Raw genomic sequence first — 25,126 nt, 5'->3', positions numbered from 1 at the left:
TCTTCCTCTCTCTTCCTCTCTTTCCTTGGCGATCTTGGCGTCTTGGCGGTTCGTTAAAAATGTAGAGACGCTGTCCGGAAAGCATCTCCAAAAATTAAATAGGACAGTTATATTAGCAATCAATAGCCATTATGAAAATTTTAGTATTCAATGCCGGATCGAGCAGCCAAAAAAGTTGCCTATATGAGTTAAATGAATTGGCAGATTTGCCACAAGAACCCCTTTGGGAAGCCAAAGTGGATTGGACTCGACATCAAGGATTTGCAGAAATTAAAGTAAAAAGTAACGGCACGATTCTGGAAGAAGAAATACAGACAAATTCCCGACCCGAAATCATTGCACATCTACTAAATATTCTTACAGCAGGCAAAAGTCAAGTCATTGCCCAACTTTCAGAGATTGAAATCGTAGGACACCGGGTTGTTCACGGTGGAGAAGAGTACCGCGAGGCAACAGTAATTACACCAGAAGTCAAAGAAGCGATCGCGCGTCTAGCTAATTTTGCCCCACTCCATAACCCAGCCAACTTAGAGGGAATCGAAGCGATTGAAAAAGTGTTGCCAGATGTCCCTCAAGTGGCAGTCTTCGATACCGCATTTCACAGCCAAATACCTTTAGAAGCTGCTATTTACCCCATCCCCTACGAGTGGTTTGAGCGAGGAATTCGCCGCTATGGGTTTCACGGCATCAATCACCAATACTGCGCCCAACGTACAGGTCAAATTTTGGGGAAAGACTGGAAATCTTTGCGCCTGATTACCTGTCATTTGGGAAATGGCTGTTCTCTAGCGGCAATTCGAGAAGGGAAGAGTGTAGACACCACAATGGGGTTTACTCCCCTAGAAGGATTGATGATGGGAACTCGTTCTGGTTCTGTCGATCCAGGGATTTTAATATACTGGCTGCGACAAGAAGGTTACGATGCCGACAAGTTAGATGAAATGCTCAATCGTGCTTCTGGGTTGAAGGGGATTTCTGGTTTATCGGGAGATATGCGCCATATTCAGAGTGCCGTTGCAGAAGGCAACCAACGCGCTCAATTGGCGTTAGATGTCTATATCCATTCGCTTTGCAGGCACATCGGGGCGATGCTGGCTTCACTTGGCGGATTGGATGCCTTGGTGTTTACCGGCGGCGTCGGAGAAAATCAGCCATTGGTAAGAGGTGCAGCTTGTAAAGCCTTGGAGTTTTTGGGTTTAAAACTCGACTCGAAAAAAAATGAGCGATCGCCGATAGATGAAGACATTGCCAGCGACGATTCAGCCGTGCGCGTCTTAATTGTACAGGCGCAAGAAGATTGGGCGATCGCCTCCAGCATCGCTTCGCTTACCGCAACTGAGTGCTGGAAATTGACAAAAACGACCCTTTAAATGCGCTACTAGAGAGATTAAGCTGCGAGATCGGGCAATTTAAATTGATAAAAATAGCTTATATAACGGTTCTCATTTGTATGCAATACACTCTCTCCCTCTCCCCGATTCCGGGAAGGAAGTTAGGTCTGTACTGAACCTTGCTGAACCTGTGCGAGTGTGGAGTCGCCTGCCTATGCTTAAAGAGGGTGCCGATTTTGTCACTCAGGGCGATCGCACTGCTGGGATAATCGAATTGATTGACCAGCGGGTGGCTTCGGATTTGTCCGAACTTCAACCCTAGCTGCAATGACACAACATCCTGCTAGATAGCTGAGAAAATGTCAACGTTTGTCTACCTGTCGTAGTCGATGAAGTCATTTCGCCTACCTTCCAGTTGCGGGGGCAGAAACTCAGAACGCCGTCTATGGGATAGGGTTGGCGGGGGAGTTTGGATAGGGTGAACCACTTGCACTGTCCGAGGAGGACGCTGCTGTTGCGATAGCAAAGCAAACGCTGCTGCCAGCACAACCCCACTAATGACAGTGAGAACCATGCCTCCCACAGCCCAGAGTATGCCTGTCAGCACTGGATTTAGGGGCTGTTGCTGTTGAACTGGAGCCAACGCTGGCGTTGGATTAACCGGCGGAGGATAGACATTTGCTTTTGCCTGCGTGGTCAGAGCCTCTATCACCATCTGCTGATTCCGCAGTTGGGCTTTCACCTGCTCGGTTTCACTTTGTTGCTGTTCCAGGCGCTCCTTCAGCCTTTGAGTTTCGCTCTGCTGCTGTACGCAATAAGGAGTCGTAGTCGTATCCGGCGAGACAGCAGTCGCCGTTGGAGGTGGAGGCGGCAGCTGCTGCATAGTGCCATAGGGCTGTCCTGACTGGGGTGGCGAGGGCAGGTAAGTCGGCAGGTTGGCTTGACCGGGATTCCCTCCAGTTCTAAGCAAGACGAAAGCTGCAATTCCGGCGAAGGCAGCCCCGGCCAGAAATGCTGTACTCTTTTCACTCATCACTCTTGCTTTTCAACGGTAACTGAACCACAAATAGTCGCAACTGATGCACTCCGAAACTCATAACTTAACACCCTACTCAAATCGGGTTAATTTAGCAACTGAATTAGCAACTGAAGTAGATGGGATAGGGAGGCGTTTGTTACTACCTCTTATATGCTCTTACATTCAAAACCACATCATGTCAGTTGTCCAGCTAAAAAAATTGTGGAGATTTAAGAAGCTACGAATTGACATCAGTGCTTTATAGCGGTTCTCACTCTCGCCTGCAATACACTTGGAACCTCACCCCCAGCCCCTCGACCTTCACGGAGAGGGGGGAATATTGAACCCCTTTCCGCTCACGGGGTGGGGTTAAACCGTAGTGCATCCCAACGAGAATCGTTATATTTGCCACACGGCACGGATGGAATGCCTTCGTGTTTCCCTTGGCATCGGGGAAAGTCAAGTATAAGCAAAATTAATCGGTAACTCTATGATAAAGCCGGTTTGACCCGACCCACTCTCAACCCAGATTTCGCCTCCCAAATGCTCTGTCAGTTTCTTCACCAGTGCCAGTCCCAAGCCAGTTCCACCCTGCTTCCAGGGGTCAGCATTGGGAACGCGGTAAAATTTATCAAAAATGCGGGTTAACTCGCTCTGTGGAATTTCAGCACCAGAATTTTTGACACTCAATTGGATCGTTTCCGATTTAGCTTCAGCGGCCAGGATAATCTTTTCTCCTGGGGGAGTGTATTTACAAGCATTGTTGAGCAACTCTGCGAGGATGCGTTCCAAACTAGATGAATCGGAGACTAATTGAGGTAATTGGGAGGGGATGTCAACCTGCAAGATTTGTTGGCGGTTTTGGGCACGCTCTTGAAAAGGTTTTACAATTTGGGGCAACCAGGTATAAAGTTCGATTACGTCTAAATCCAAGGGTCGCGTTCCTGCCTCTAGGCGTTGTAAATCAAGCAGATCGTTGATTAAGTCGGTTTCGCGTTTGCACTCCTTCTGCAATATCTGCAAGTAGAGACTTACTTTGCTCGCCTCTGCATTCGATTTGGCTGTAATGGCGTCAAATACACCCTCCCGCTTTAGGGTGATTTCTAACATCTGAGTTGCCATTTTCATGTTGGATACGGGCGAACGTAATTCGTGAGAAACGGTGCTGAGAAATTCATCTTTGAGTCGATTGAGTTTTTCCAGTTCCTGCACTTGTGCCAGGGATGCTTGATAAAATCGGGCTTGACGAATTGCGATCGCGCATTGATTCGCCACTTGCTGCACCAGCCGGATCTCTAGTTTTTTGAAGGTATAGTCTGGGCGATGGAATAACCACAGATCCCCCAGCACTCCTTGATCGTCCAATATCGGACAAGCCAACATCGCCACCTTAGTCAGGACAAAGTCGGGACTAATTGAACAAGATTGGAAACATTTACCTTGCCGCAGGGGATCGTAAATTTCCGGGAAGGCAGCCATTTCCAACACCCGACCCTGAGAGGAAGGCATTGAGGTGGCGTACTCGTAGCAAATTGTGGCAGTTTCTTGCTCCAGGTTGTAGAGCGAAGCATGACAGCTACCCATATTAAATGAAAGCGCTAACTCCCGAACTGCTACCTGTAAAATCTGCCTTTCGTCGAGGCTATCGCGGACTTTGTCGGTGATGCGTTTTAGCACGGCTTCAAAGCCAAGCGCTTTTTGCAGTTGGGTAGTACGTTGTTGCACTTGGCGTTCCAAGTTGGCATTCAGCTGCTGCACCTGTTTAAAGAGTGCGGATTGCCCAATGGCGATCGCTAGTTGAGCTGCGAAGGCACAAACCAATTCCACCTCTGAGTCTTGCCAGTAGTGAGGATGACCTTCCATCGATAGTGTTAAGCTTCCCCAGAGGTTTTCTTGAAAGTGTAGCGGTACCAACAACCAAGCACCCGGATGAGCCTCTGCTAGAGGCTTATTCACCTCATCCTCGATAGTCTGAGTATCGTGAATGCGAACCACCTCTAACTGCTTGAGTTGCCTTCCCAACAAATTGTCTAAATCTGGAATTTCCATACCCAGCCCGCTCGACAAACTGGAACCTTGATGGTACTCCGCCACATTCAGCCAAACCTGTCGCTGCGGAAGATATTGCAGGATAGAAACATGGTCGATATGCAAAAGCTGACCAATTTCCGCTACTGCTGTGTCAAAAATCACCTCTAATTCTAGAGAGCTGCGAATTGCACAAGTAAACCGATTCAGCGCTTGCTCTCGCTGAGCTTGCTGTTGCATTTGGTTGTAGAGTTCGGCTTGCTGAATGGCGATCGCTACCTGAGTTGCCAAGGAACAAAGCAAATCAATTTCCGACTGCTGCCACTGCCGGGGTGCCTGACAGTGATGGACAATCAGCAGTCCCCACAATTTCTCCCCTTGTAGAATCGGGACTATTAAGTTGGCTCTGACTTGAAGCTGAGCCAGTAAATCGATGTGACACTGCCTCAAACCGGCTGTATAAATATCCTCTGTGGCTTTAGTGCGACCTTGTTTGTAGAGCTGGACATAGCTTTCCTCAAAGCAAGGGTCGTGTATGTTCATTTTCAGGATAGAAGGCCAACCCTCAGCGACGGACTCCACAGCCACAAACCCACTCCAGTCCGGCTGAAAGCGGAAAATAATCACTCGATCCGAGGCGAGAAATTGCCGGACTTCAGACACCGTAGTGTTGAGAATCTCTTCTAAATTTAAAGACTGACGGATGCGTTCTAGCATCGCCCTCAGCAGTTGCTCCCGCTCGGTTTGCTGCCTTAGCGACTCTTCAGCAGCAATGTGATCGCTAATGTCGCGCACAATAGTTAAAACTTCATCTTCCCCGCTGACAACGAGCCGCGCCTCATAATCGTACAGATTGCCATTTTTGAGAAGCTGATACTCGAAGATTTGGATTTCGCCCGTAGAGAGTGCTTGCTCCACATGGTATTTGGCTCTGTTAGCTACTTCTATGGGCAAAACCTCGTCTAGGTTTTTACCTAAGAATTCCTCAGCAGGTAAGAACGTATCAAAGTCTCTTGCCGCTTTGAAGTCCAAATAAGTGCCATCTTTGCTAATTCGCACGATCAAATCCGGGATGGCACTGAAAAAAGCGCGATTTTTTGCTTCGCTTTTGCTTAGTGCCTCTTCCGCCTGTTTGCGCTCGGTAATGTCGGTCTGAATCCCCACAAAACCGATGAGATTCCCCTGTGGACTTCCTATCGGAGAAAGATAGAGTTCATTCCACAAAAGGGTGCCATCTTTGCGATAGTTGCGTAAGGTGACATGGCATTCTCTTGCCTCGCTAATCGCCACTCGTAGCTCATCAAGTGCTGGCTGAGCAGTGTCAGCGCCCTGCAAGAAGCGGCAGTTGCGCCCTACGACTTCCTCAGCACAGTAGCCTGTTAAACGCTCAAAACTTGGATTGACATAAATAATTGGATTATCTGGTTGATTGCAGTCGGTGATGAAAATGCTATTGCAGCAATCACGGAGAACCTGCTCCAGTAAATGTAGGCGTTCCTGTGCCCGTTTGCGCTCACTTATATCATCGCAAACCAAGAGGACAACTATATTCGTATTGGCTCTTTGTACAATGCTAGCGGTGACATTTACCCATAAAATGCTGCCGTCCTTACAGCCGACTCGCAATTCCCAACTGGTAACGAAAGCGTTCGATTCGATTGCTGAACTAAAATCAAATGTTTCTTGAGTTGCTTGTTGCAAAAACTTGGCGAACTCTGCTGTTAATCTTTCTTGGTCGTCAGGAGCAAAAGTGCTGAAAATTGTTTTTCCAATCAACTCCCGAACGCTATAACCGAGACGGGTAGCCCCAAACTGATTGACCCCAAGAACGACTCCTGCCGAATCTAAGGTAAAATGGATACAGGGAGTATTGTCGTAGAGTGTTTGGTATGCCTCTAGTTCAGCTCTCGTTCTACGCAGTTCTTCCTCAAGTTGGCGAGGTTCTACATCTGCACCCAAGCTAGTTTGTTGCAACTGTCCAGAAGCATCTTCACCTGGTAAACAGTCATGCCTGATTGACTGGTGATTGGCGTCCATTTTGTAATCTCTTACCCCTTTTTTCTCATGGAGATAGAGGGACTAATATTTTTTAATCTTTATCTAGCAAAAAACTAATTTAATCGACCAGTTGACAAGTTGTTTGATAGGTCTAAATGCCTCAGTTATTGCTCCTAAACCTTAAACTTCCATATTAACTAACTCAATCGCTCGGTTTATAAAAATCGATATCTACTGTAGATATTGGAGCAAACAATTATAATCGCCCAGTGTAGTTTGGTAAAGAACATTACCGCCTGAGAAAACTTAAGTAATTGCTCTTCTACTTTAGAATTTTATAACTAATTATAAAATAGTTCTTTTTTTATACTAAACAATATTTAGTCCTTTTTTATGAAGAAATATATATTTATGTTTAATTTATTGTAGTTGTACGCTTGTAAAAGTAGCGATCGCGCTTTTATCTGCACTTTAACCATTGTTTGCTAGAAAATAGCCATTAGCAATAGACTAGGAACTGGAACTAAACTAAAATCTGCTCGCAGCGAATGACTAATATGAGCGCACAAACAGAAGAACCGATTACCTACGAAGGCGGCTGTCACTGTAGCGCCGTCCGCTTTCGGGTAATCGTTGACGAACATAAAGCCGATGATTGCAACTGTTCCATCTGTAGGAAGAAGGGCTTTTTACATCTAATTGTCCCATCCGAACGTTTCACCTTACTGAGCGGTGCAGACTTATTGACAACCTACACCTTCAACACTGGTGTTGCCAAGCACATCTTCTGCCGTATTTGTGGGATTCACCCATTTTATCGTCCCCGTTCCCATCCCGATTCTATTGATGTCAACGTGCGTTGTCTTGATGGGGATGTGGTGTCTCGATTTCGTATTGTGCCTTTTGATGGGGTTAATTGGGAACAAAACGTACATCTGATTCGCTCCGAAACATCGGACACGGATTAATCAATTCCCTCACCCAGATGATCACACCTTTTTTAAGTATCACGAATTGGTACTTGAGCGGCTATTGTTCCTTAGCTAATTTAAGGACAATAGCACTCACTTAAGCGAAATTAACCCCCAAATCATTGGGTTGAGACCAAGCTTTGCGCCGAAATTAAGGGGAAATTGAGGAGTGTTAATTTTATCCGCCTGCATGGGAATAAAATAGGTAAAAAAAACAAAAATGTTTTTTCATAAACAGGACTTACGCAAAGCTGATACATATAGCGTTTTGTAGGGGCAATCCCCCTGTGGTTGCCCTCAGATGTGGTGATATTTGCGTAAGTTCTGATAAAATAGGCTTATACTTTTAAAGGCTTTATTTTTAATTATTAATAGTGTTTCAAAATTGACTGAATTATCAAAGCAAAATTGTAAAAGGCTTAGCAGTAAACAAAGTAAGAAGATAGATAGATGAACGCCAAGTAAGGAACCCAAATTCGAGATAAAACAAAAATTATCAATATCCCTGGCAAGGCAGCAGGTTGTTGCTCAAAAAATACTTTTTTTAGAGGAAAAAAATAGAAGAAAAATAAATTCATTTTTCTTCTTGTCTATTACCGAATTTGCCTTCTCTTGCCTCGCACTCTCAATCACTCAGGACTCGCCGCACATCACCACATCTGAGGGCAACCACGAGGGATTGCCCCTACAAAACGCTATATGTATAAGCTTTGCGTAAGTCCTGAATCGCTAAAGAATCTGCCAACCCCGAAACTAGCTACGAGTGTAGATCAGGTGAAATTGCACGCAAAATAACCACCTAAGGGAGTTACAGCCAAGACTTAATTATGGTAAAGAGTGACTAGAGCAACAAAGGACTAAAGCAAAATAACAGATCGATCGAAACGGCAGAGCGATACTCACAGTTAGTTACGAACATTAGAATGCAAATAGGGTCAGGAGGCATTTATTCCCAAAAGCCGTGCAGGCTTGAAGTGGAAAAAGTAGGCTGTTACCGGACAGCAGGACTAGAGTGACTTGGCAAATTTGTACACTGTAAGTATTCCTGTACCTCGTAGCGATCGCTTGTTACGATAAGTACGTTTTAACCATTCCAACCTTTTAATTAAGCTTCTTACTTTCTAACCTGACAACGTTCCTGTGATAGATCGGCTTTCAAAGGGGAATTTGCATACAGTGCGATCGCACCTAAGACGCACTGGTGCCTTAATCTTGGGACAACCAGCACTTGTGGTCAGTGTGGTAGTCTCTCTCTTAGTGCTGGGAGTGCGGCAACAAGGTCTGCTGGAGACGCTGGAACTGGGTGCTTATGACCAGATGATCCGGCTACGACCAGCCGAAGAGCCAGATCCCCGCATCTTGGTAGTCGCTGTCACCGAAGCAGACATCCAAACCTACAAGCAATACCCCCTGTCTGACGAACGAATGCATCAGCTGCTGGCAAAACTGCTGGCAAAAGAACCGCGTGTCATTGGTTTAGATATCTTTCGCGATTTGCCCGTACCGCCCGGTCATGCGGGATTGGCGGCTCTGATGCAAAAGGATAGTCGCATCGTTCCCGTGTGTAAAGTTAAAGACTCCGAAAGTCCAGGTAATGCTGCACCCCCAAGCGTTTCAGAGAGTCGGGTTGGCTTCAGCGACGTTAAGGTTGACCGTGATGGCATTCTGCGGCGGGCTTTGTTATTTCTTTCTCCCTCTGCACACGAACCCTGTCCCAACCCCAACTCTTTGGGCTTCCAGCTTGTACAACGTTACTTAGAAAAAGAAGGAATCGTTGCTTCAGAAACCTCAGAACATCTCCGTTGGAAAAACACTGTCTTCAAACCTCTGGAGGCTAATGATGGAGGATATCAAGGCATGGATGCGCGGGGCTACCAAATCCTCCTCAATTACCGCTCTGGCAACCGCCCTGCCAACCAAATAACGATGAGTCAAGTCCTCAATGGTCAGTTTGACCCTAGCTGGGTAAAAGACCGCATCGTTCTCATCGGCGTTACAGCTTCCAGCGTTGATGACGCCTTCTATACTCCCTACAGCGGTGCCCAGAAGGGAAACCGAAAAATGCCTGGAATTGTCACTCATGCCCAGCTGGTGAGCCAGATGCTCAGTGCTGTCCTAGATGGGCGTCGTTTATTTTGGTTCTGGTCCGATTGGGGAGAAGCTTTGTGGGTGTTGGGTTGGTCTGTAACTGGCGGGTTGATGGCTTTGCGGCTGCGGCATCCAGGGCATTTGTTACTGGGACAGGGAGCCGCGCTGGGTGTCCTGTTTGGGACGTGTTGGGTGCTGTTTACGCAGGCGGGATGGGTACCAGTGGTACCGGCTGCGATCGCGTTGGTGGGTACAGCTGCCGGTGTCGTGGCTTATAGCGCTCACCAAGCCGAACAAAATCAGAAAAAAATCGCGCTTTTGGTTCAGGAACAGCAATTCAACCTGGCACAGCTGCAAGCACTTCTCCAACAGAAAAATCAGGAACCTGAGACTGAGGAGGTAGCAACAGCGATCGCGCCTGCTTCACTATCGGTTCTGCCCAATCGCGATGATGATGATGATGATGATGAGACTCAGCCGTGGCAGCCTAGCCTAGATGTGATTACAGAACCTGAGCGAATGGAGCGCCAGCGATTAGATGCCTCTCCCGTAAAGAACGGCGACTCCCTGCGACCGTCTCTATTGATGGGACGCTACAAGATCCTTCGACCTCTGGCTTCGGGCGGGTTTGGTCACACGTATCTGGCAGAAGATACCATGCGACCTGGTAAGCCTCAGTGTGCGGTTAAGCATTTAATGCCTGCGCTTCGGGATGAAAAATTCTTGAAAGTGGCAAAACGGTTATTTTTTACAGAAGCCGCCATTCTGGAAAGTTTGGGGCACCATTCTCAGATTCCACAATTACTCGCTTATTTTGAAGAACACCAAGAATTCTATTTAATCGAAGAATTTATCAAAGGTCATCCGCTCACGGACGAATTGTTGGTAGACAAGCGCTTACCGGAAGCGCAAGTGGTGGAAATTTTGTGCGGGGTTCTGGAAATTCTGATATTTATCCATGAAAACCAAGTCATCCACCGGGATGTTAAACCAAGTAATATTATTCGCCGCGAAAAAGATGGTCGCTTAGTTTTAATTGACTTTGGTGCGGTGAAACAAATTCAACCCCAAGAAGAGGAGCAGGAAAGGCGCACGATTGCTATTGGCACCCGTGGTTATACTCCGGCTGAACAATACGACGGACAGCCAAGGTTTAGCAGTGATATCTACGCCCTTGGCATGATTGGTGTTGAGGCGGTGACGGGAATACCGCCTAGTAAACTGGAAACTGATCGGAACACCGGCAACATCAATTGGCGCGAATTTGCCTTAGTCCGAGACGAATTTGCCGAGATTTTGGATAAAATGGTGCGCTTCCACTTTGTAACTCGTTACCAGTCGGCGACAGAGGTGCTACAGGATTTAAAACGCCTTCCCAACGCTCCCGTGTAAACATCAAGCGGCAGTCAAAATGTAAGAGCAGGGGAGTTGACATCGTTCGGAAAATGTTCTAATTGAAGACTTGCTTACAAAGAAGCGATCGCTCAGGAAAAATTGCACCCATCAGGACTTACGCAACATCACCACATCTGCCACCGCAACCACAAGGGATTGCCCCTACAAAAGGCTATATGTATAAGCTTTGCGTAAGTCCTGACCCATGCAGTTGGGCAAAATTCTGAATTCACGCATCCTCAATGGATTCGGAATTTTCGGTTCGGATGAAGCGAAAAGTGGCACAATGAAAGGCGGTGAATAATAAGATGGGTAACAATTCTGTGAGTCCGACAGCCTCAGCGTCCCCTACGGCACGCCGTGTCGTTTTTCCTTTCACTGCTATCGTGGGTCAGGAAGAGATGAAACTGGCCTTGCTGCTGAATGTGATTGACCCCTACATTGGCGGCGTGATGATTATGGGCGATCGCGGAACGGGCAAATCCACCACGATCCGGGCTTTGGCTGACTTGTTGCCAGAAATCGAAGTCGTTGCCGATGACCCGTTTAATAGTCATCCCAGCGATCCCGATTTGATGAGCGACAGCGTGCGCGATCGCGTGGCGAAACAGGAAGAAATTCCCGTCGCCCAGAAAAAAGTTACGATGGTTGACCTGCCTCTCGGTGCGACAGAAGACCGCGTCTGCGGTACTATCGACATTGAAAAAGCTTTATCCCAAGGAGTCAGAGCCTTTGAACCCGGACTCCTCGCCAAAGCCAACCGAGGCATTCTCTATGTGGATGAAGTCAACCTACTTGACGACCACCTAGTAGATGTGCTACTAGACTCAGCAGCAAGTGGCTGGAACACTGTCGAACGGGAAGGAATTTCCATCCGTCACCCGGCGAGATTTGTTCTAGTCGGTTCTGGCAACCCTGAAGAAGGCGAACTGCGACCTCAACTGCTCGACCGCTTTGGAATGCACGCAGAAATTCGCACAGTGAAGGAACCGGCGCTGCGAGTAGAAATTGTGGAGCAACGGGCTGAGTTTGACCAAAATCCCCCGAAGTTCCTGGAAAAATATCTTCCGCAGCAACAAGCATTGCAACAAAAGCTCGTCAGCGCTCAGGAACGCCTGCCCTCGGTGACGATGGACTATGACTTGCGAGTGAAAATCTCTGAAGTTTGCTCGGAATTGGATGTAGACGGCTTACGGGGCGATATGGTCACTAACCGAGCCGCTCGCGCGATCGCTGCCCTGGAAGGACGCACTGAAGTCACCGTAGACGATATCCGCCGCGTCATCACTCTGTGTCTGCGTCACCGGCTCCGCAAAGACCCCCTGGAGTCGATTGATTCCGGCTACAAGGTGGAAAAAGTGTTTGGTCGCGTCTTTGGATTGGAAGCGTCCTCAGCAGAAACCAACGCAGCTACAGCCAATGGAGTTCGTCAGAGTGTTCGGTAATCAGGAATGAGAGTGTTGAGTGATTAGAGAGTTTTTTAATTCAACGCCGATCAATTTAAAACTTTTAATTGATCGGCGTTGAATTTTGAGTTACAAGAGAGTTCTTTAATTCAAAACTCAACACTCAGAGGCGATTAATCGCGTCTCTACTTTTTACCAATCCCCAATCTCCCTATGGAACCGCTCATCGAACTGAAGGGAATTTGTAAATCCTTTGGCAACAATGTCATCTTAGATGGGGTCAATCTGACAATTTATCGGGACGATGCGCTGGCAATTATTGGCCCCTCCGGGACTGGGAAATCGACGATTTTGCGGATTATTGCTGGACTTTTAGCTCCTGATGCGGGTGAAGTTTATATCCTGGGAAAGCGGCGTCGCGGCTTAATCGAAGATGCCGAAGATCCCCTGGGAATTGGCATGGTGTTCCAGCAAGCGGCTTTATTCGATTCGTTGACGGTGGAAGAAAATGTCGGCTTTCTGCTGTTTCAGCGTTCTAAACTGTCGGTAAAGCGGATACGAGAATTGGTGGAAGAAAAGCTAGAGATGGTGGGGTTGCCAGGAGTAAGCGATCGCTACCCCTCGCAACTGTCGGGTGGAATGCGGAAGCGGGTGAGCTTTGCCCGTGCCATTATGTCCAATCCAGACCATCCCCAAGACAACCCAGAAGTTTTACTCTATGATGAGCCTACCGCTGGTCTTGACCCCATTGCTTCGACAGTAATTGAGGATTTAGTTCGTCAGTTGCAGCAAATCCCAGGCGGTTGTAGCAGTTATGTCATGGTGACTCACCAAGAAAGTACCATTCGCCGCACTGCTGACCGAGTGGTATTTCTCTATCAGGGACAGGTACAGTGGGAAGGTGCCGTCAGCGAGATTGATACCACCGAAAATCCTATCGTTCAACAATTTTTTAGTGGAAGTGTGACTGGGCCAATCCACGTCATCGGCTAGAATCAGTTAAAAATTAAAAATTCTGCCTTTTTTAATTTTTAATTTTTAATTGATTAATGGTATGAGGAGAACAGATGCGATCGCGAACGGTTCGAGAAGGCTCCGTCGGTTTGTTAATCCTGCTATCCCTTTTCTTGTTTGGTGGTCTGATTTTGTGGATACGCGGGATGAGCCTCGGTAGCCGTACCTACACAGTCGTGGCAGAATTTGTCAATGCTGGAGGGATGCAAGTCGGCGCACCCGTCCGCTATCGCGGCGTCAATGTTGGGAAAATTACCGCTATCACCCCAGGCTCGAATGGCGTCGATGTGGTGATGGAAATTGCTCCGGCTGACTTACTGATTCCCCGTGATGTCATCGTTGAAGCCAATCAATCCGGTCTGCTCAGCGAGACCTCGATTGACATTACTCCCCTGAAGTCCTTCCAGGCAGACGCTAAGGTGGCTAATCCGCTCGATCCCCAATGCCAGTCCACCCTGATTGTTTGTGACAAGGATCGTCTGCAAGGTCAAATTGGTGTCAGTTTTGATGAACTGCTTCGCAGCACCACCCGCATCGCCAATCTCTACAGCGACCCCACATTCTTTGCCAACCTCAACTCAGTTGCTAAAAATACCAGCGTCGCCGCCGCCGGGGTATCTCAACTCACTCGCGAACTCACGGGTTTGAGTCGCTCAGTGCAACAAGAAATTAAAAACTTCTCAGTCGCAGCCAATTCTGTGACGAGTGCTGCCAATCAAACCACCAATCAAGTTGGTTTGGCAGCAAATCAGATTTCTAAAACCGCTAATCAATATAGCGTGACTGCCACCCAGCTCAATCAGCTCGTCGATAATGTGAATAGTCTGGTCGTAGGCAACCGCACGACTCTTGTCAGCACCTTGAACAACTTTAGCCAAGCCAGCGAACAGCTGCGCTTGAGTGCGACTAACCTGACCGGACAAGTCAACCAGTTTGGAGGTGGACAACTGCGGCGTAACTTAGAAGTCCTATCTGCAAATGCGGCGCAAGCGTCCATCAATGCAGCGCAGGCATCGGCTAATTTTCGCGATCTTTCCACCGCTCTCAACAGTCCAACGAATTTGGTTGTGTTGCAACAAACTTTAGACTCAGCGCGAATGACGTTTGAAAATGCTCAGAAAATTACATCTGACCTGGATGATTTGACGGGGGACGAAGCTTTCCGTAACAATTTGCGAAATCTGGTGAATGGACTCAGCAATCTGGTGTCTTCGACAGAACAGCTACAGCAGCAGGTTCAAGTGGCTCAGGATCTAGAACCCGTATCGACAGCAGTCAATCAGGGAACCGGAATCGGAACACAGCAGAATAATTCTTTGCTCCCCCCTTCATTGCCTTCCTTGACACCTATCGCCCAAAAGAAGCAGTTAAAGTCTGTACAGCGCCAACCAATCGGAAAGGCTTTACCCGCCGCCTACTGGGATGAAGAATCTATTCAACCCCTGGCTGACTCTGAAAATAAGAATTAGCCGACCTCTCCCCTACAAGGCTATGCATTACCCACATCTGTTGAAATCATGTAGGGGTGAAGCATTCGCGCAGAAATATTTGGGTTGAACAGGACTTACGCAACTTGCGCGACATCTGAGGGCAACCACAGGGGGATTGAACCGACAAGAACGCTATTATGTATAAGCTTTGCGTAAGTCCTGTTGAAGTAAATTGTGTAAGGCGCGAATGCTTCACCCTCAACCTGAGAACCGAAGGGAGCATCTGTACGAAAGAAGCATAAAGGAGACAACAATCTTGGAGGAGCAATCAGCGCGATCGCCCGTAGGCGTAAGCCTTCAAGGGAGGTTATGCTTCTGCTCTTCTACAGTATTCTGGGACTTATGGATAATGCATAGGTTTTTCGGTGAGGAGCAGGGGTGGGGTCAAAAGATACTGCATCCAAACCAGATTTGCTATAGCAATTAGCTAATTCCAATCTTCTTCATCTTGCCGCTTGCTGCGACTTTTATAGACAACACTCGTGGCATGAATCTGACGAGTTCTTTCAAAGAGTGCATCTTCTGTCAAGTTCCACTGGCGGAGAATAGTATCCAGGTCTTGTTGAATATCCCTTGCCCCTGGAAAGCCCCGATAGCGAATGCGTAGACGGGCGAGTTCCGCCAGATTGAAATCATTAATTTCCCCGGTTAAGAGGCTGTTAACGAGTTGGCGATCGCGCCCGTGGAGGGGATGCTGTTGGTCTTTATTTCCTGTCTCTGCCATATAATCTCTAATTTTTAATTTTTAAGTGTTTGAATTTCCACTTCGTCTCCCACCTGTAAAATATTACCGGCTTCCGATTCAGGGATGCGCGTGTTTACCGAGAGTCGGTAAAAGTGATTGAAGCGAGATGAATCTACCCAACTTGGCAAAGTTTCTTTCCGCGCTTGCACAAATATTTTTTGAAAGTTAGGGTAAACCTCACCCATCCGAGAGTCTCGTGTCGGCACCACACAACGCTGACAGGGATTGACCCCATTTATCCGCACATCTCGCACCTGAAACGGCACCACATCCCCTTCCGCAGCAAACAACCGATCTTCCCAGAATGCGGGAACGCCCTCAATTTCCAGATTCGCTCGCAGGCGTCGCCGCATTTCATCCCCTGTCAGAGAGGGAAACCAGGAGGCAACAGTTTCCAGTGTGGCGGTACTGATGACTGTTGGCCCGGAGGCATTGGTATCATCTGGAAAGCCAGATACTAAGTTCTGACAGAGTTTTACGGGAAAGTCGAAATAGTCGCTCAACCAAGCTTCTAGTTCAGTTCGTTCCCGATCGAGGTGAAAAATTTGGGTTTGCTCTGTTCCTTGGACTTCTAAACAGACACGAGTAATCTTCTCAGTATCAGTATCAATGTCAAAGGAAGTCCGCAGTAAGTGAATTTTAGGGTGGCGCTTGCCATTCACGAATCGACCTTGAGCGTCACAGATGGCAAATTCTCGGTCATACTGTAATGCACCACTTTTGAGAATGGTTGCCTTGGTAACGGCAACACCATCTAGAGATTTGATTGGATAAACCAGAATGCGGGCGAGGTAAGACACGATAATCAATTAAAAATTAAAAATGCTTGCATTAAAAATGGACGAATCTTTTTCAATAGACTTTTTGCTTTCATGGGATATTCCGAAAGCATACCCTGTCCTTCGGGGAACGGGAAGCCGCTTCGTTTCTAATATCTGAGTTCATCTGTGGTTAAGAATTAAAAGTTCGGTATTTTTGCAAAAAGTCTATTGTTCATTTTTATTGAAATGACGCCAAACTCTAATTAATCACCCGCTACATACAAAAACGGTAGAGAAACTATCGCTTCTCTACCGTAAAAAACTAAAAATTAAAAAGGAATTTGTCCATTCTTCATTTTTAATTTTTAATCTTTAACTTTCAGCCGCTTGGGGAAGCAATTCTCGCTTCTGACCTTGCAGCACTTTCACTTCCTTGGTGGTTTCATCGACATCCACAATCGCCGTGTCTCCATCTGAGACGCGACCGCTGAGGATTTCTTCAGCCAAGCTGTCCTCTAACAGGCGCATGATGGCACGACGCAGCGGACGGGCACCGTAGCTGGGGTTGTATCCTTCTTCCACCAGACGATCCTTGAAGCGTTCCGTGACTTCTAAGATAATTCCCTGTTCGCTCAACCGTCCGATCACCTCTGTGAGCATGATCTCGGCGATTTCCTTCACCTCGTCCTTCGTCAATTGACGGAAGACGATGATCTCGTCGAGACGGTTCAAGAACTCTGGGCGGAAGTATTGCTTCAGTTCTTCGTTCACCAGCGAACGAATGCGGGTGTATTGTGCCTCTGCTTCGCTCTCTTGAGTGTCCAAGAAGCCAAGCCCGGTTCCACCTTTCTCAATCACCTTAGAACCGATGTTGGAGGTAAGAATCAACAGCGTGTTCTTGAAGTCTACCGTGCGTCCCTTGGCATCGGTCAGGCGACCGTCTTCCAAGATTTGCAGCAGCATATTGAATACATCTGGGTGGGCTTTTTCGATTTCGTCGAATAGCACCACGGTGTAAGGACGACGACGCACTGCTTCGGTGAGCTGACCGCCTTCGTTGTAACCGACATACCCTGGAGGCGAACCAATCAGTTTGGAAACGGTGTGGCGCTCCATGTATTCGGACATATCCAAGCGAATCATCGCGTCTTCCGAACCGAAGAAGTAAGCAGCTAAAGACTTTGCGAGTTCTGTCTTACCTACGCCCGTCGGTCCTGAGAAGACAAAGCTGGCAATCGGTCGGTTGGGGTTCTTTAAGCCGACCCGTGCCCGACGAATGGCTCTGGAAACTGCTTTGACGGCTTCTTCTTGACCGATGAGCCGATTATGCAGGGTGTCTTCCATGTGCAGCAGCTTCTCGGATTCGGATTCGGTGAGCTTGTTCACCGGCACCCCAGTCCAAGAGGCGACAATGTGGGCAATATCTTCCTCGGTGACGACGGGGGAAACATCATCGCGTTTGTCTGATTCGGTCTTTTTGGTTTGAGCGATCGCCCGAATTTCGGCTTTGATTTCCATTTCGCGATCGCGCAGTTCTCCTGCCCGGTCGAAGTCTTGACTCCGCACCGCGTCATCCTTATTCTTGAGAACCTGACGCAGTTCTTTATCCAATTCCTTCGCGGCGGGTGGCAACTGAGAGTTGAGCAGGCGCACACGGCTTCCGGCTTCATCAATCAGGTCAATCGCTTTATCCGGCAAGTAGCGGTCGGAAATATAACGATCTGAAAGTTTGGCAGCAGCTTCCACGGCTGTATCTGAGATTTTCAGTTTGTGGTGTTGCTCGTAGCGTTCGCGCAATCCGTACAAAATCTCAATGGTTTCGGCAACTGTCGGCTCACCCACCATCACCGGCTGGAATCTACGCTCTAGAGCGGCATCCCGTTCGATGTGCTTGCGGTACTCATCCAGCGTGGTTGCGCCGATGCACTGCAATTCCCCTCTCGCCAAGGCGGGTTTAAGGATATTTGCCGCGTCTATCGCACCTTCTGCGGCACCTGCACCAATCAGGGTGTGAACTTCGTCAATTACCAGGATGACATTTCCGGCGCTGCGGATTTCATCCATGATTTTCTTCAAGCGCTCTTCAAATTCACCCCGGTATTTAGTGCCCGCTACCAGCAAGCCAATATCCAGCGTAACTACGCGCTTTTCTTCTAGGATGTCGGGAACATCGTTGTTAGCGATGCGAGTCGCTAACCCTTCGGCTATAGCTGTCTTACCAACTCCGGGTTCCCCAATCAGTACTGGGTTGTTCTTCGTGCGGCGTCCCAGGATTTGGATTACCCGTTCAATTTCTTTCGCCCGACCGACTACTGGATCGAGTTTGCCTTCCCCTGCCATCTGGGTCAGGTTAGAGCCAAACTCATCTAATGTAGGTGTCTTGGTGCGCCCGCTACTTTGCCCCGCAGAGACTTCTGCCGTCTCTCCCAGCATTCTAATCACTTGCGTCCGCACTTTCGTGAGGTCAACACCTAAGTTTTCCAACACTCTGGCGGCGACTCCTTCTCCTTCCCGGATCAGACCCAGTAGCAGGTGTTCCGTCCCAATGTAGTTATGCCCTAGTTGGCGAGCTTCTTCTAGAGATAACTCCAGGACGCGCTTAGCTCTGGGGGTGAACGGAATTTCTACCGCCACAAAGCCAGAACCGCGACCGATAATTTTTTCCACCTCAATCCGAGCATCCTTGAGGTTGACGCCCATAGATTTCAGGACTTTGGCGGCGACGCCGGTTCCTTCTCCAATTAGACCCAGGAGGATCTGCTCCGTACCGACGAAGTTGTGTCCCAGGCGACGAGCTTCTTCCTGGGCCAGCATGATTACCTTAATGGCTTTTTCTGTGAAGCGTTCAAACATGGCGGATTTAGTTTCCCCTGCTGCGTGCCTGTAATGGTGATTCTAGCATAGGGTTTTTCTACGCCTGTCACATTGAAGATAGATGAAATCTATCCCGCGATATTTTTCTGACTTTGTTGGTAGACCTGAGCGATCGCTACTATCTAAAGTTAGAAAATTGGCGGGGCGAGAAAGCGAGTAAATTGACAGATTGGCAAAAAGCGCCAGTTGAACCACCATGTGCCCTTCAACCTTATAACCGAACCTGATAACCGTCAACCTTCTATCCTTTAAATTCATCGGCTTCTAATAACTGCCAGCCAGAGTAACCGAAGCGATCGCTAATTGTGGAATGCCAGTCGCTTAAGGTTTGCTGAAATTCGGGTGTTTGAAGACCGCTGCGCCACAAAATCAAAGCATCTTCGCCAGTGTCTTTGTAATAACGCCGACGCCTGCCGACTTCCTGAAACCCAAATTTCTCATAGAGAGACTGGGCAGGTCGATTCGATGCTCTCACCTCCAGCGTTGCCCACTCCAATCGGCGTTTCCAGGCTTTTTTGAGCAGGGCATAAAGCAGTGCCTGCCCCAAACCCTGACCCCGATAGTTTGGATGCACTCCCAAAATCGTAATGTGCGCCTCCTCCAAAATTGCCCAGAGGCATCCGATGCCCACCAGCGATCGCTCTAAAGGCGAATCCCCTTCCGTACTGAGTGCGGTAGGGGCGAAGTTTTCCCGCCCATACTGAGTGGATTGACTAATTACTCGCTCCTTGCCGCTAACTTCTTCTATAACCAGCAAGTCACTATTGGGACTTTCTAACTCTCGCTTGTAACCATCTAGAGTCCAGAGTTGACCAAAACACAGTTGGTCTAGTTCCACTACCGCCAAGAGCTGCTCTGCTGTCAGCGGCTGAAGTTGTAAAAAAGTCACAGTTTTCAATTGTAGACTGAAAAACGAGACGCATTCACGCCTGTTAAGCATCCAAGGACAACTATTAGATCATGCTATCGACTCAACCAGTCGGAGTTCAAAATTCTGGACGGCAATATTTACCGCCTACGCCTACAACCCGTACAGACGCAAATCATCGCGTCAGTGTAGAAACTCGCTCACCGAATCAGGAACTTTTACCCCTGACATCTGGGGTTAACAACCGCGACTGCCTGGAAATTGGTGGTTGTGACGTAACGAAACTCGTGCAGCAATTTGGTTCACCTCTCTATATTTTGGACGAAGAAACGCTGCGGACAGCTTGTCGTCAATATCGGGATGGTTTTAGCCGCTATTATGGCGGTGAGTCTCAGGTGCTGTATGCTTCTAAAGCCTGGAGTTGTCTAGCCGTTTGCGCGATCGCGGCGAGTGAAGGCTTGGGGATCGATGTCGTGTCTGGCTGCGAACTCTACACGGCGCTGCAAGCTGGCGTCAGTCCCGACAAAATTTATTTTCACGGCAATAACAAATCCCGTGAAGAACTGACTCTAGCTGTCGAAACCGGCTGCACGATTGTAGTAGACAACTGGCTAGAGTTACGCACCCTCGCTGATTTTGGATCGAGACAAGCGGGTAAGGAATCAGAGGTTATTGAGTCCCCAGAGCAATTTAATCATCCCAAATCCCAAATCCGGATCGTGCTGCGGTTCACCCCTGGCATCGAATGTCATACTCACGAATACATCCGCACCGGACACCTCGATAGCAAATTTGGCTTCGATCCTAACCAATTAGAGGAAGTCTTTGCCTTGCTCGGCCAGCAGTCAACCTTGGATTGTATCGGGTTGCACGCCCACATCGGTTCCCAAATCTTTGAGAAGCAACCCCATCACGATCTCGCGGGGGTTTTGGTGGAGTGGTTTAAGAAAGCTGCAAACAAGGGATTACCCGTCAAAGAATTAAATGTGGGAGGTGGCTTAGGAATTCGTTACACCGAATCAGACGATCCACCCAGTATTGACGAGTGGGTAAAAACCGTCAGCGATGCCATCACCGAAGCCTGCCAATCCCAACAAATCCCCTTACCTAAATTATTGTGCGAACCAGGGCGATCGCTCATTGGGACTGCTTGCGTCACCGCCTACACCGTAGGCTCATCAAAAGTCGTTCCCGACATCCGCACCTACCTATCCGTTGATGGCGGAATGTCTGACAATCCCCGTCCTATCACCTACCAATCCCTCTATCGAGCCGTCGTTGCCAACCGGATGTCGGCACCTTTGACGGAAACCGTCACCCTTGCCGGTAAACACTGCGAATCTGGAGACATTCTGATTAAAGAAGCATCCCTGCCGAAAACTGAGCCGGGAGATATTCTCGTCGTCATGGGCACGGGTGCCTACAATTACAGCATGGCTTCTAATTACAATCGCCTGCCTCGTCCGGCAGCGGTTTTAGTAGGTCGAGGAGAAGCTAATCTGATTTTGCAGCGGGAAACCTACCAGGATTTAATTCGGCAGGATCGCCTACCTGAGCGATTAGTAGTTAGTTAGATGGGTAATTTTTTTATTTTGCACCAATGCCGTCAACTAAAATCCCTGCCCCTTAATCCCCCTTAATTCAAGGGCTACCGTGTACACACAAGTGGCTTATTTTGCAAGGGGCGCTCCCAGACAAGAGCAAGAACAGCCCTTTCCCGATTCTGGGAAGGGGAGCCATATTCAAAGCCCCTCTCCGTGTCGGAGAGGGGTTTGGGGATAGGTCTGCCGACTTGTGTGTACACGGTAGATTCAAGGGGGAGGGCACAAGCTTTCCCCTTTAAACGCGGGGAATACAGCGGCTGGCAATTGGGTGCCGTACATTCTGACCTCTCCCCAACGCCTCTCCTCTTAAAAGAGGGTTAGGGAGAGGTAGGGAAGGGGCCAGGGGGTTAGGTCTGTATTTCACTTAGATGAAAATCGCTATTATAGTCGATTGATGCAAGATGTCAGTAATCGGAACCCACGATTCACTATCTAATTAGCGACTACCCAAGGTGGCGCTTTAGCTAAAATCGAGCCTTAAGGGCAAAAGAAAGTAAAAAATAGAAACAGCAATTAGCGATTAACTGTTTAGGTGGGACGTAACCACAGGTACACTAGATTTAGACTCTAAACAGATAACTTAAAGTTAATAGCTAACCGCTCTCCTGGCTTTTTGCCTTTAAACTCGCCCGTATCCAGCAAACTTCAGCAAACCTGATAAAAGTTCAATGAATTCGGGTCCCGGTCAAGACCCTTCCGCAACTTCGACCTTGTTGCTTCAAAGCCTTGATATTGTTTTAGTTCTCATCCTCACGTATCTGGTGCTACTCTTTATCGGGGAGCGTCGCACATTGTGGATGGTACGGGGTTTGATTGTCTTAATGCTAGCCTCAGCGGTGAGTAATCGCCTGGGGCTAGTACTGTTGAGTTTTGTGCTGGAAAAGTTGGTAGTTGGCTCGGCTGTGGCGATGGCTGTCATTTTCCAGTCAGAATTTCGTCGGTTTCTAGAACAATTGGGCAGGGGAGAACTGATGCAGTTGCTGCAACCCTCCCGACGAGCAATTCCCAAAGCGGATAGTGTTATTGATGAGATTGTGGATGCGGTCAAAGAATTGTCCCAAAACCGCACGGGTGCGTTGATCGTACTGGAAACGACGGGACCAATTGATGAGCGGGATTTTTCCGTTCAAGGCGTCAAGTTAAATGCTGAGGTTTCTAAGGAACTCCTACAGACCATCTTTCAAACATCTACGCTACTGCACGACGGCGCAATATTCATTAGTGGCTCCCGCATTGTTGCCGCTGGGGTGATTCTGCCCCTTTCTGAGCGCACGGCGTCGCGGCAGCTGGGGACGCGGCACCGGGCGGCAATGGGAATTACGGAGCGAGTCGAAAATTGCCTATGTATCGTTGTATCTGAAGAAACAGGCTCTATTTCCTTGGCGGAGCGGGGGAGCCTGAATCGCCCCCTAACCAGCAGTAAACTGAAAGAACTCCTAGAGGCGCGATTCTCCACGTCAAGCGAAGAGAGAGCCGTCGCCCCCGGTCTACGCAGTTTGGGACGTCAGATTAGCGATCGGGGAAAGGCACTGGTTTCGCGTTTGCTTCGTCTTCCACCACCGGGTTCTCGTGACAAGAAATGACTTCAAAATCAACTGTCTTACAAAATTTGCCTGCTGACCTCGATCGAGACCGTCTGCCAAAGCATGTGGCAGTAATCATGGATGGAAATGGTCGATGGGCCAAACGCCAAGGGCTACCTCGAATTATGGGCCATCGGCGAGGGGTCTATGCGCTGAAGGATTTACTGCGCTGCTGTAAGGATTGGGGAATTCCAGCGCTGACTGCTTATGCGTTTTCTACGGAAAATTGGAAACGACCGCTGGAAGAGGTTGATTTTTTAATGACCTTGTTTGAGCGGGTGTTGCGGCAGGAACTCCGGGAAATGGTGCAGGAGAATGTGCGAATCAATTTTATGGGAAATTTAGCTGATTTACCGCGAAGTCTCCAGGCAGAAATTGAGCGGTCAATGGCTGAAACTCAGGACAATGCCAGCATTCAGTTTACTGTGGCAACTAATTATGGGGGACGCCAGGAAATTCTGCAAGCTTGCCGAGCGATCGCAACTCAGGTGCAGCAAGGTCTTTTACAGCCTGATGAAGTTGATGAAGCTTTGTTTTCACGCCACCTCTATACTGCCAAAGTTGGCGATCCCGACCTGCTGATTCGCACCAGTGGGGAAATGCGCCTCTCGAACTTCCTGCTGTGGCAATTAGCTTATGCGGAACTCTATATCACAGAGACGCTATGGCCCGATTTTGATCGGACGGAGTTTCACCGGGCATTGTGTACCTATCAACAGCGCGATCGCCGCTTTGGCAAAGTATGAATATTGCCAAAGTATGAATAAATTTTGTAGAGACGCGATATATCTGACATCTTGCACCATTCTCAGTAAGCCCAAATTCCGCCTTGAACTCAAGTTCAAGGCTCATAGCTCAAGTCCATTGAAATGGACTGAAATTCTTACTGAGTCTTCTCTTAGAAGACTTGATTCTGAAAGCCCAGGGGTTTAAATCCCTGGCGGGTAATGCGACTGGTGCAAGATGTGAGATACTATCGCGTCTCTGTTTTGAGGGATTTCTTGAACTCAAAACTCAAAACTTTTTCTAAGGGCCTGCAAAAACGGCGTCTTCTACATCTTGGCGAGTCAGGGAATATTTGAAGGAGCGCAGGATATCTCGTCCGCCTTCACCCGCTTCTAGATAGCGCACGGTTAGCTCCTCCACATCTAGAGACAGTTCTGCTTTCCAAAAAGGTCTAGCAATGTGCCAGCAGTGCAGCTGAGTTCGATCTTGTTGACATCCCATCTTTTTGAGCCACTGTTCAAGATCGGGCAAGGGATGGTTATAGAGGGGCGTATCAGCAGTGGGAAGAGTCATAGGTCGTTTTAAGTTGGCTAGGGGCGGATTTTCCCAGATTATCTGTCATCCGACCAGTAGATTGAATCAACCCGCCTGTTTTGAGGGATGAGTGGGGCAAGGCGCGACCCAGATGCCACGGGTTTAGATAGATGATGAGGATGAGGAGTCGCCTGCTGTTCGGCTGGTTGCAGGGTTTGTAGACCGGAAACCTGGAAAGCAGCTTCTCCCCGCGTTAAGCCAATGGCGATCGCTAACAGTAGGCAACCCACAAAGGTTAAACCCATGATGAATAGGGCAAAAACCTCTCCTGAAGAGAGGGGGCGGTCGGTTGGATCTAAGTAGGCTGAGGAGGAATATGCCTTTTTGGGTTGGGAAACCGGAGGATTCAAGTTTGGCGGTGCTTGAATTACGCTAATGCGGGAATAGCCAATTTTCAGGTCATAAGCCACTCGCCGTTGTGGGTTACTGAGGGTGGAATAGGCTTCATTTAGCTGCTGGAACTTAGCCGTTGCTGTTTTAGCGGGCAATTCTGTGGTATCGGGATGGTAGCGTTTGCTTAATTCTCGATATGCCCGCCGAATCTCGATCGGCGTCGCCGAGGGATGCAGCCCTAGCAAAGCGTAATGACTGGTCGCCAAGGTTGTTTCATATGGTATCCTGCGACCTTCATG

At 48.3% G+C, this 25,126-nt stretch carries 17 protein-coding genes; 9 read left to right on the top strand and 8 right to left on the bottom strand.

Features of this window, described 5'->3' with window-relative positions:
• Nucleotides 1-131 precede the first annotated feature (131 nt).
• Complete coding sequence (locus ACFW2W_RS09105) at nucleotides 132-1,370, top strand: acetate/propionate family kinase (protein ID WP_378176311.1); 1,239 nt, start codon at nucleotides 132-134, stop codon at nucleotides 1,368-1,370.
• Nucleotides 1,371-1,704: 334 nt separating this feature from the next.
• Here the strand turns inward: ACFW2W_RS09105 and ACFW2W_RS09100 are convergent, their stop codons facing one another.
• The gene (locus ACFW2W_RS09100) at nucleotides 1,705-2,364 is read right to left on the bottom strand and encodes a hypothetical protein (protein WP_378176308.1); all 660 of its coding nucleotides are present in this window, start codon (nucleotides 2,362-2,364) and stop codon (nucleotides 1,705-1,707) included.
• 444 nt (nucleotides 2,365-2,808) lie between these two features.
• Nucleotides 2,809-6,414: a GAF domain-containing protein gene (locus ACFW2W_RS09095; protein ID WP_378176305.1), complete on the bottom strand. Its 3,606-nt coding sequence runs from the start codon at nucleotides 6,412-6,414 to the stop codon at nucleotides 2,809-2,811.
• 518 nt (nucleotides 6,415-6,932) lie between these two features.
• Between ACFW2W_RS09095 and ACFW2W_RS09090 the strand changes: the two genes are divergently transcribed.
• The 5 genes from ACFW2W_RS09090 to ACFW2W_RS09070 all read left to right on the top strand — a co-directional run bounded on the left by ACFW2W_RS09090 (nucleotide 6,933) and on the right by ACFW2W_RS09070 (nucleotide 14,718).
• Nucleotides 6,933-7,343, top strand: a complete 411-nt coding sequence (locus ACFW2W_RS09090; RefSeq protein WP_378176375.1) for a GFA family protein — start codon at nucleotides 6,933-6,935, stop codon at nucleotides 7,341-7,343.
• A 1,143-nt stretch (nucleotides 7,344-8,486) separates the two neighbouring features.
• Nucleotides 8,487-10,826 carry a CHASE2 domain-containing protein gene (locus ACFW2W_RS09085; protein WP_378176302.1) on the top strand — a complete coding sequence of 780 codons (2,340 nt, stop codon included), beginning with the start codon at nucleotides 8,487-8,489 and terminating at the stop codon, nucleotides 10,824-10,826.
• Nucleotides 10,827-11,152: 326 nt separating this feature from the next.
• Entirely contained in the window at nucleotides 11,153-12,274 is a 1,122-nt protein-coding gene (gene bchI, locus ACFW2W_RS09080; protein ID WP_378176372.1) for a magnesium chelatase ATPase subunit I, read from the top strand.
• Nucleotides 12,275-12,448: 174 nt separating this feature from the next.
• On the top strand, nucleotides 12,449-13,228 hold the full coding sequence (locus ACFW2W_RS09075) for an ABC transporter ATP-binding protein (protein WP_378176300.1): 780 nt from the start codon (nucleotides 12,449-12,451) through the stop codon (nucleotides 13,226-13,228).
• A gap of 74 nt (nucleotides 13,229-13,302) precedes the next feature.
• Nucleotides 13,303-14,718 carry an MlaD family protein gene (locus ACFW2W_RS09070; protein ID WP_378176297.1) on the top strand — a complete coding sequence of 472 codons (1,416 nt, stop codon included), beginning with the start codon at nucleotides 13,303-13,305 and terminating at the stop codon, nucleotides 14,716-14,718.
• Nucleotides 14,719-15,166: 448 nt separating this feature from the next.
• Here ACFW2W_RS09070 and ACFW2W_RS09065 read toward each other — a convergent pair whose 3' ends face one another.
• From ACFW2W_RS09065 to rimI, 4 genes are all read right to left on the bottom strand, one after another.
• Nucleotides 15,167-15,463: a DUF3288 family protein gene (locus tag ACFW2W_RS09065; RefSeq protein WP_378176293.1), complete on the bottom strand. Its 297-nt coding sequence runs from the start codon at nucleotides 15,461-15,463 to the stop codon at nucleotides 15,167-15,169.
• 14 nt (nucleotides 15,464-15,477) lie between these two features.
• Nucleotides 15,478-16,284 carry an MOSC domain-containing protein gene (locus tag ACFW2W_RS09060; protein WP_378176290.1) on the bottom strand — a complete coding sequence of 269 codons (807 nt, stop codon included), beginning with the start codon at nucleotides 16,282-16,284 and terminating at the stop codon, nucleotides 15,478-15,480.
• Between the two features lie 333 nt (nucleotides 16,285-16,617).
• Nucleotides 16,618-19,098, bottom strand: a complete 2,481-nt coding sequence (locus ACFW2W_RS09055) for an ATP-dependent Clp protease ATP-binding subunit (RefSeq protein ID WP_378176287.1) — start codon at nucleotides 19,096-19,098, stop codon at nucleotides 16,618-16,620.
• Nucleotides 19,099-19,360: 262 nt separating this feature from the next.
• Nucleotides 19,361-20,008, bottom strand: coding sequence for a ribosomal protein S18-alanine N-acetyltransferase (gene rimI, locus ACFW2W_RS09050; RefSeq protein ID WP_378176284.1), 648 nt, complete (start codon nucleotides 20,006-20,008; stop codon nucleotides 19,361-19,363).
• Nucleotides 20,009-20,079: 71 nt separating this feature from the next.
• Between rimI and lysA the strand changes: the two genes are divergently transcribed.
• The 3 genes from lysA (at nucleotide 20,080) to ACFW2W_RS09035 (ending at nucleotide 23,920) form a co-directional block, all read left to right on the top strand.
• On the top strand, nucleotides 20,080-21,561 hold the full coding sequence (gene lysA / locus ACFW2W_RS09045; RefSeq protein WP_378176281.1) for a diaminopimelate decarboxylase: 1,482 nt from the start codon (nucleotides 20,080-20,082) through the stop codon (nucleotides 21,559-21,561).
• Between the two features lie 698 nt (nucleotides 21,562-22,259).
• Complete coding sequence (gene cdaA / locus ACFW2W_RS09040) at nucleotides 22,260-23,174, top strand: diadenylate cyclase CdaA (protein ID WP_378176278.1); 915 nt, start codon at nucleotides 22,260-22,262, stop codon at nucleotides 23,172-23,174.
• Nucleotides 23,171-23,920: an isoprenyl transferase gene (locus tag ACFW2W_RS09035; RefSeq protein WP_378176275.1), complete on the top strand. Its 750-nt coding sequence runs from the start codon at nucleotides 23,171-23,173 to the stop codon at nucleotides 23,918-23,920. Before cdaA ends, ACFW2W_RS09035 begins: the two co-directional genes overlap by 4 nt.
• A 280-nt stretch (nucleotides 23,921-24,200) precedes the next feature.
• Here ACFW2W_RS09035 and ACFW2W_RS09030 read toward each other — a convergent pair whose 3' ends face one another.
• Nucleotides 24,201-24,473 carry a DUF3143 domain-containing protein gene (locus tag ACFW2W_RS09030; RefSeq protein ID WP_378176272.1) on the bottom strand — a complete coding sequence of 91 codons (273 nt, stop codon included), beginning with the start codon at nucleotides 24,471-24,473 and terminating at the stop codon, nucleotides 24,201-24,203.
• Nucleotides 24,474-24,511: 38 nt separating this feature from the next.
• Nucleotides 24,512-25,111 carry a J domain-containing protein gene (locus ACFW2W_RS09025; protein WP_378176369.1) on the bottom strand — a complete coding sequence of 200 codons (600 nt, stop codon included), beginning with the start codon at nucleotides 25,109-25,111 and terminating at the stop codon, nucleotides 24,512-24,514.
• Nucleotides 25,112-25,126: the final 15 nt, after the last annotated feature.

The organism is Coleofasciculus sp. H7-2 (genome assembly GCF_042747725.1).
Lineage (GTDB): Bacteria > Cyanobacteriota > Cyanobacteriia > Cyanobacteriales > FACHB-T130 > FACHB-T130.
This window is presented reverse-complemented; position numbering and strand designations above follow the sequence as displayed.

What these genes read in the sequence shown, in the direction of transcription:
- ACFW2W_RS09105 (WP_378176311.1), top strand. Translation starts at nt 132, where the DNA reads ATGAAAATTTTAGTATTCAATGCCGGATCGAGCAGCCAAAAAAGTTGC.
- ACFW2W_RS09100 (WP_378176308.1), bottom strand. Translation starts at nt 2,364, where the DNA reads ATGAGTGAAAAGAGTACAGCATTTCTGGCCGGGGCTGCCTTCGCCGGA.
- ACFW2W_RS09095 (WP_378176305.1), bottom strand. Translation starts at nt 6,414, where the DNA reads ATGGACGCCAATCACCAGTCAATCAGGCATGACTGTTTACCAGGTGAA.
- ACFW2W_RS09090 (WP_378176375.1), top strand. Translation starts at nt 6,933, where the DNA reads ATGAGCGCACAAACAGAAGAACCGATTACCTACGAAGGCGGCTGTCAC.
- ACFW2W_RS09075 (WP_378176300.1), top strand. Translation starts at nt 12,449, where the DNA reads ATGGAACCGCTCATCGAACTGAAGGGAATTTGTAAATCCTTTGGCAAC.
- ACFW2W_RS09070 (WP_378176297.1), top strand. Translation starts at nt 13,303, where the DNA reads ATGCGATCGCGAACGGTTCGAGAAGGCTCCGTCGGTTTGTTAATCCTG.
- ACFW2W_RS09065 (WP_378176293.1), bottom strand. Translation starts at nt 15,463, where the DNA reads ATGGCAGAGACAGGAAATAAAGACCAACAGCATCCCCTCCACGGGCGC.
- ACFW2W_RS09055 (WP_378176287.1), bottom strand. Translation starts at nt 19,098, where the DNA reads ATGTTTGAACGCTTCACAGAAAAAGCCATTAAGGTAATCATGCTGGCC.
- lysA (WP_378176281.1), top strand. Translation starts at nt 20,080, where the DNA reads ATGCTATCGACTCAACCAGTCGGAGTTCAAAATTCTGGACGGCAATAT.
- cdaA (WP_378176278.1), top strand. Translation starts at nt 22,260, where the DNA reads ATGAATTCGGGTCCCGGTCAAGACCCTTCCGCAACTTCGACCTTGTTG.
- ACFW2W_RS09035 (WP_378176275.1), top strand. Translation starts at nt 23,171, where the DNA reads ATGACTTCAAAATCAACTGTCTTACAAAATTTGCCTGCTGACCTCGAT.
- ACFW2W_RS09030 (WP_378176272.1), bottom strand. Translation starts at nt 24,473, where the DNA reads ATGACTCTTCCCACTGCTGATACGCCCCTCTATAACCATCCCTTGCCC.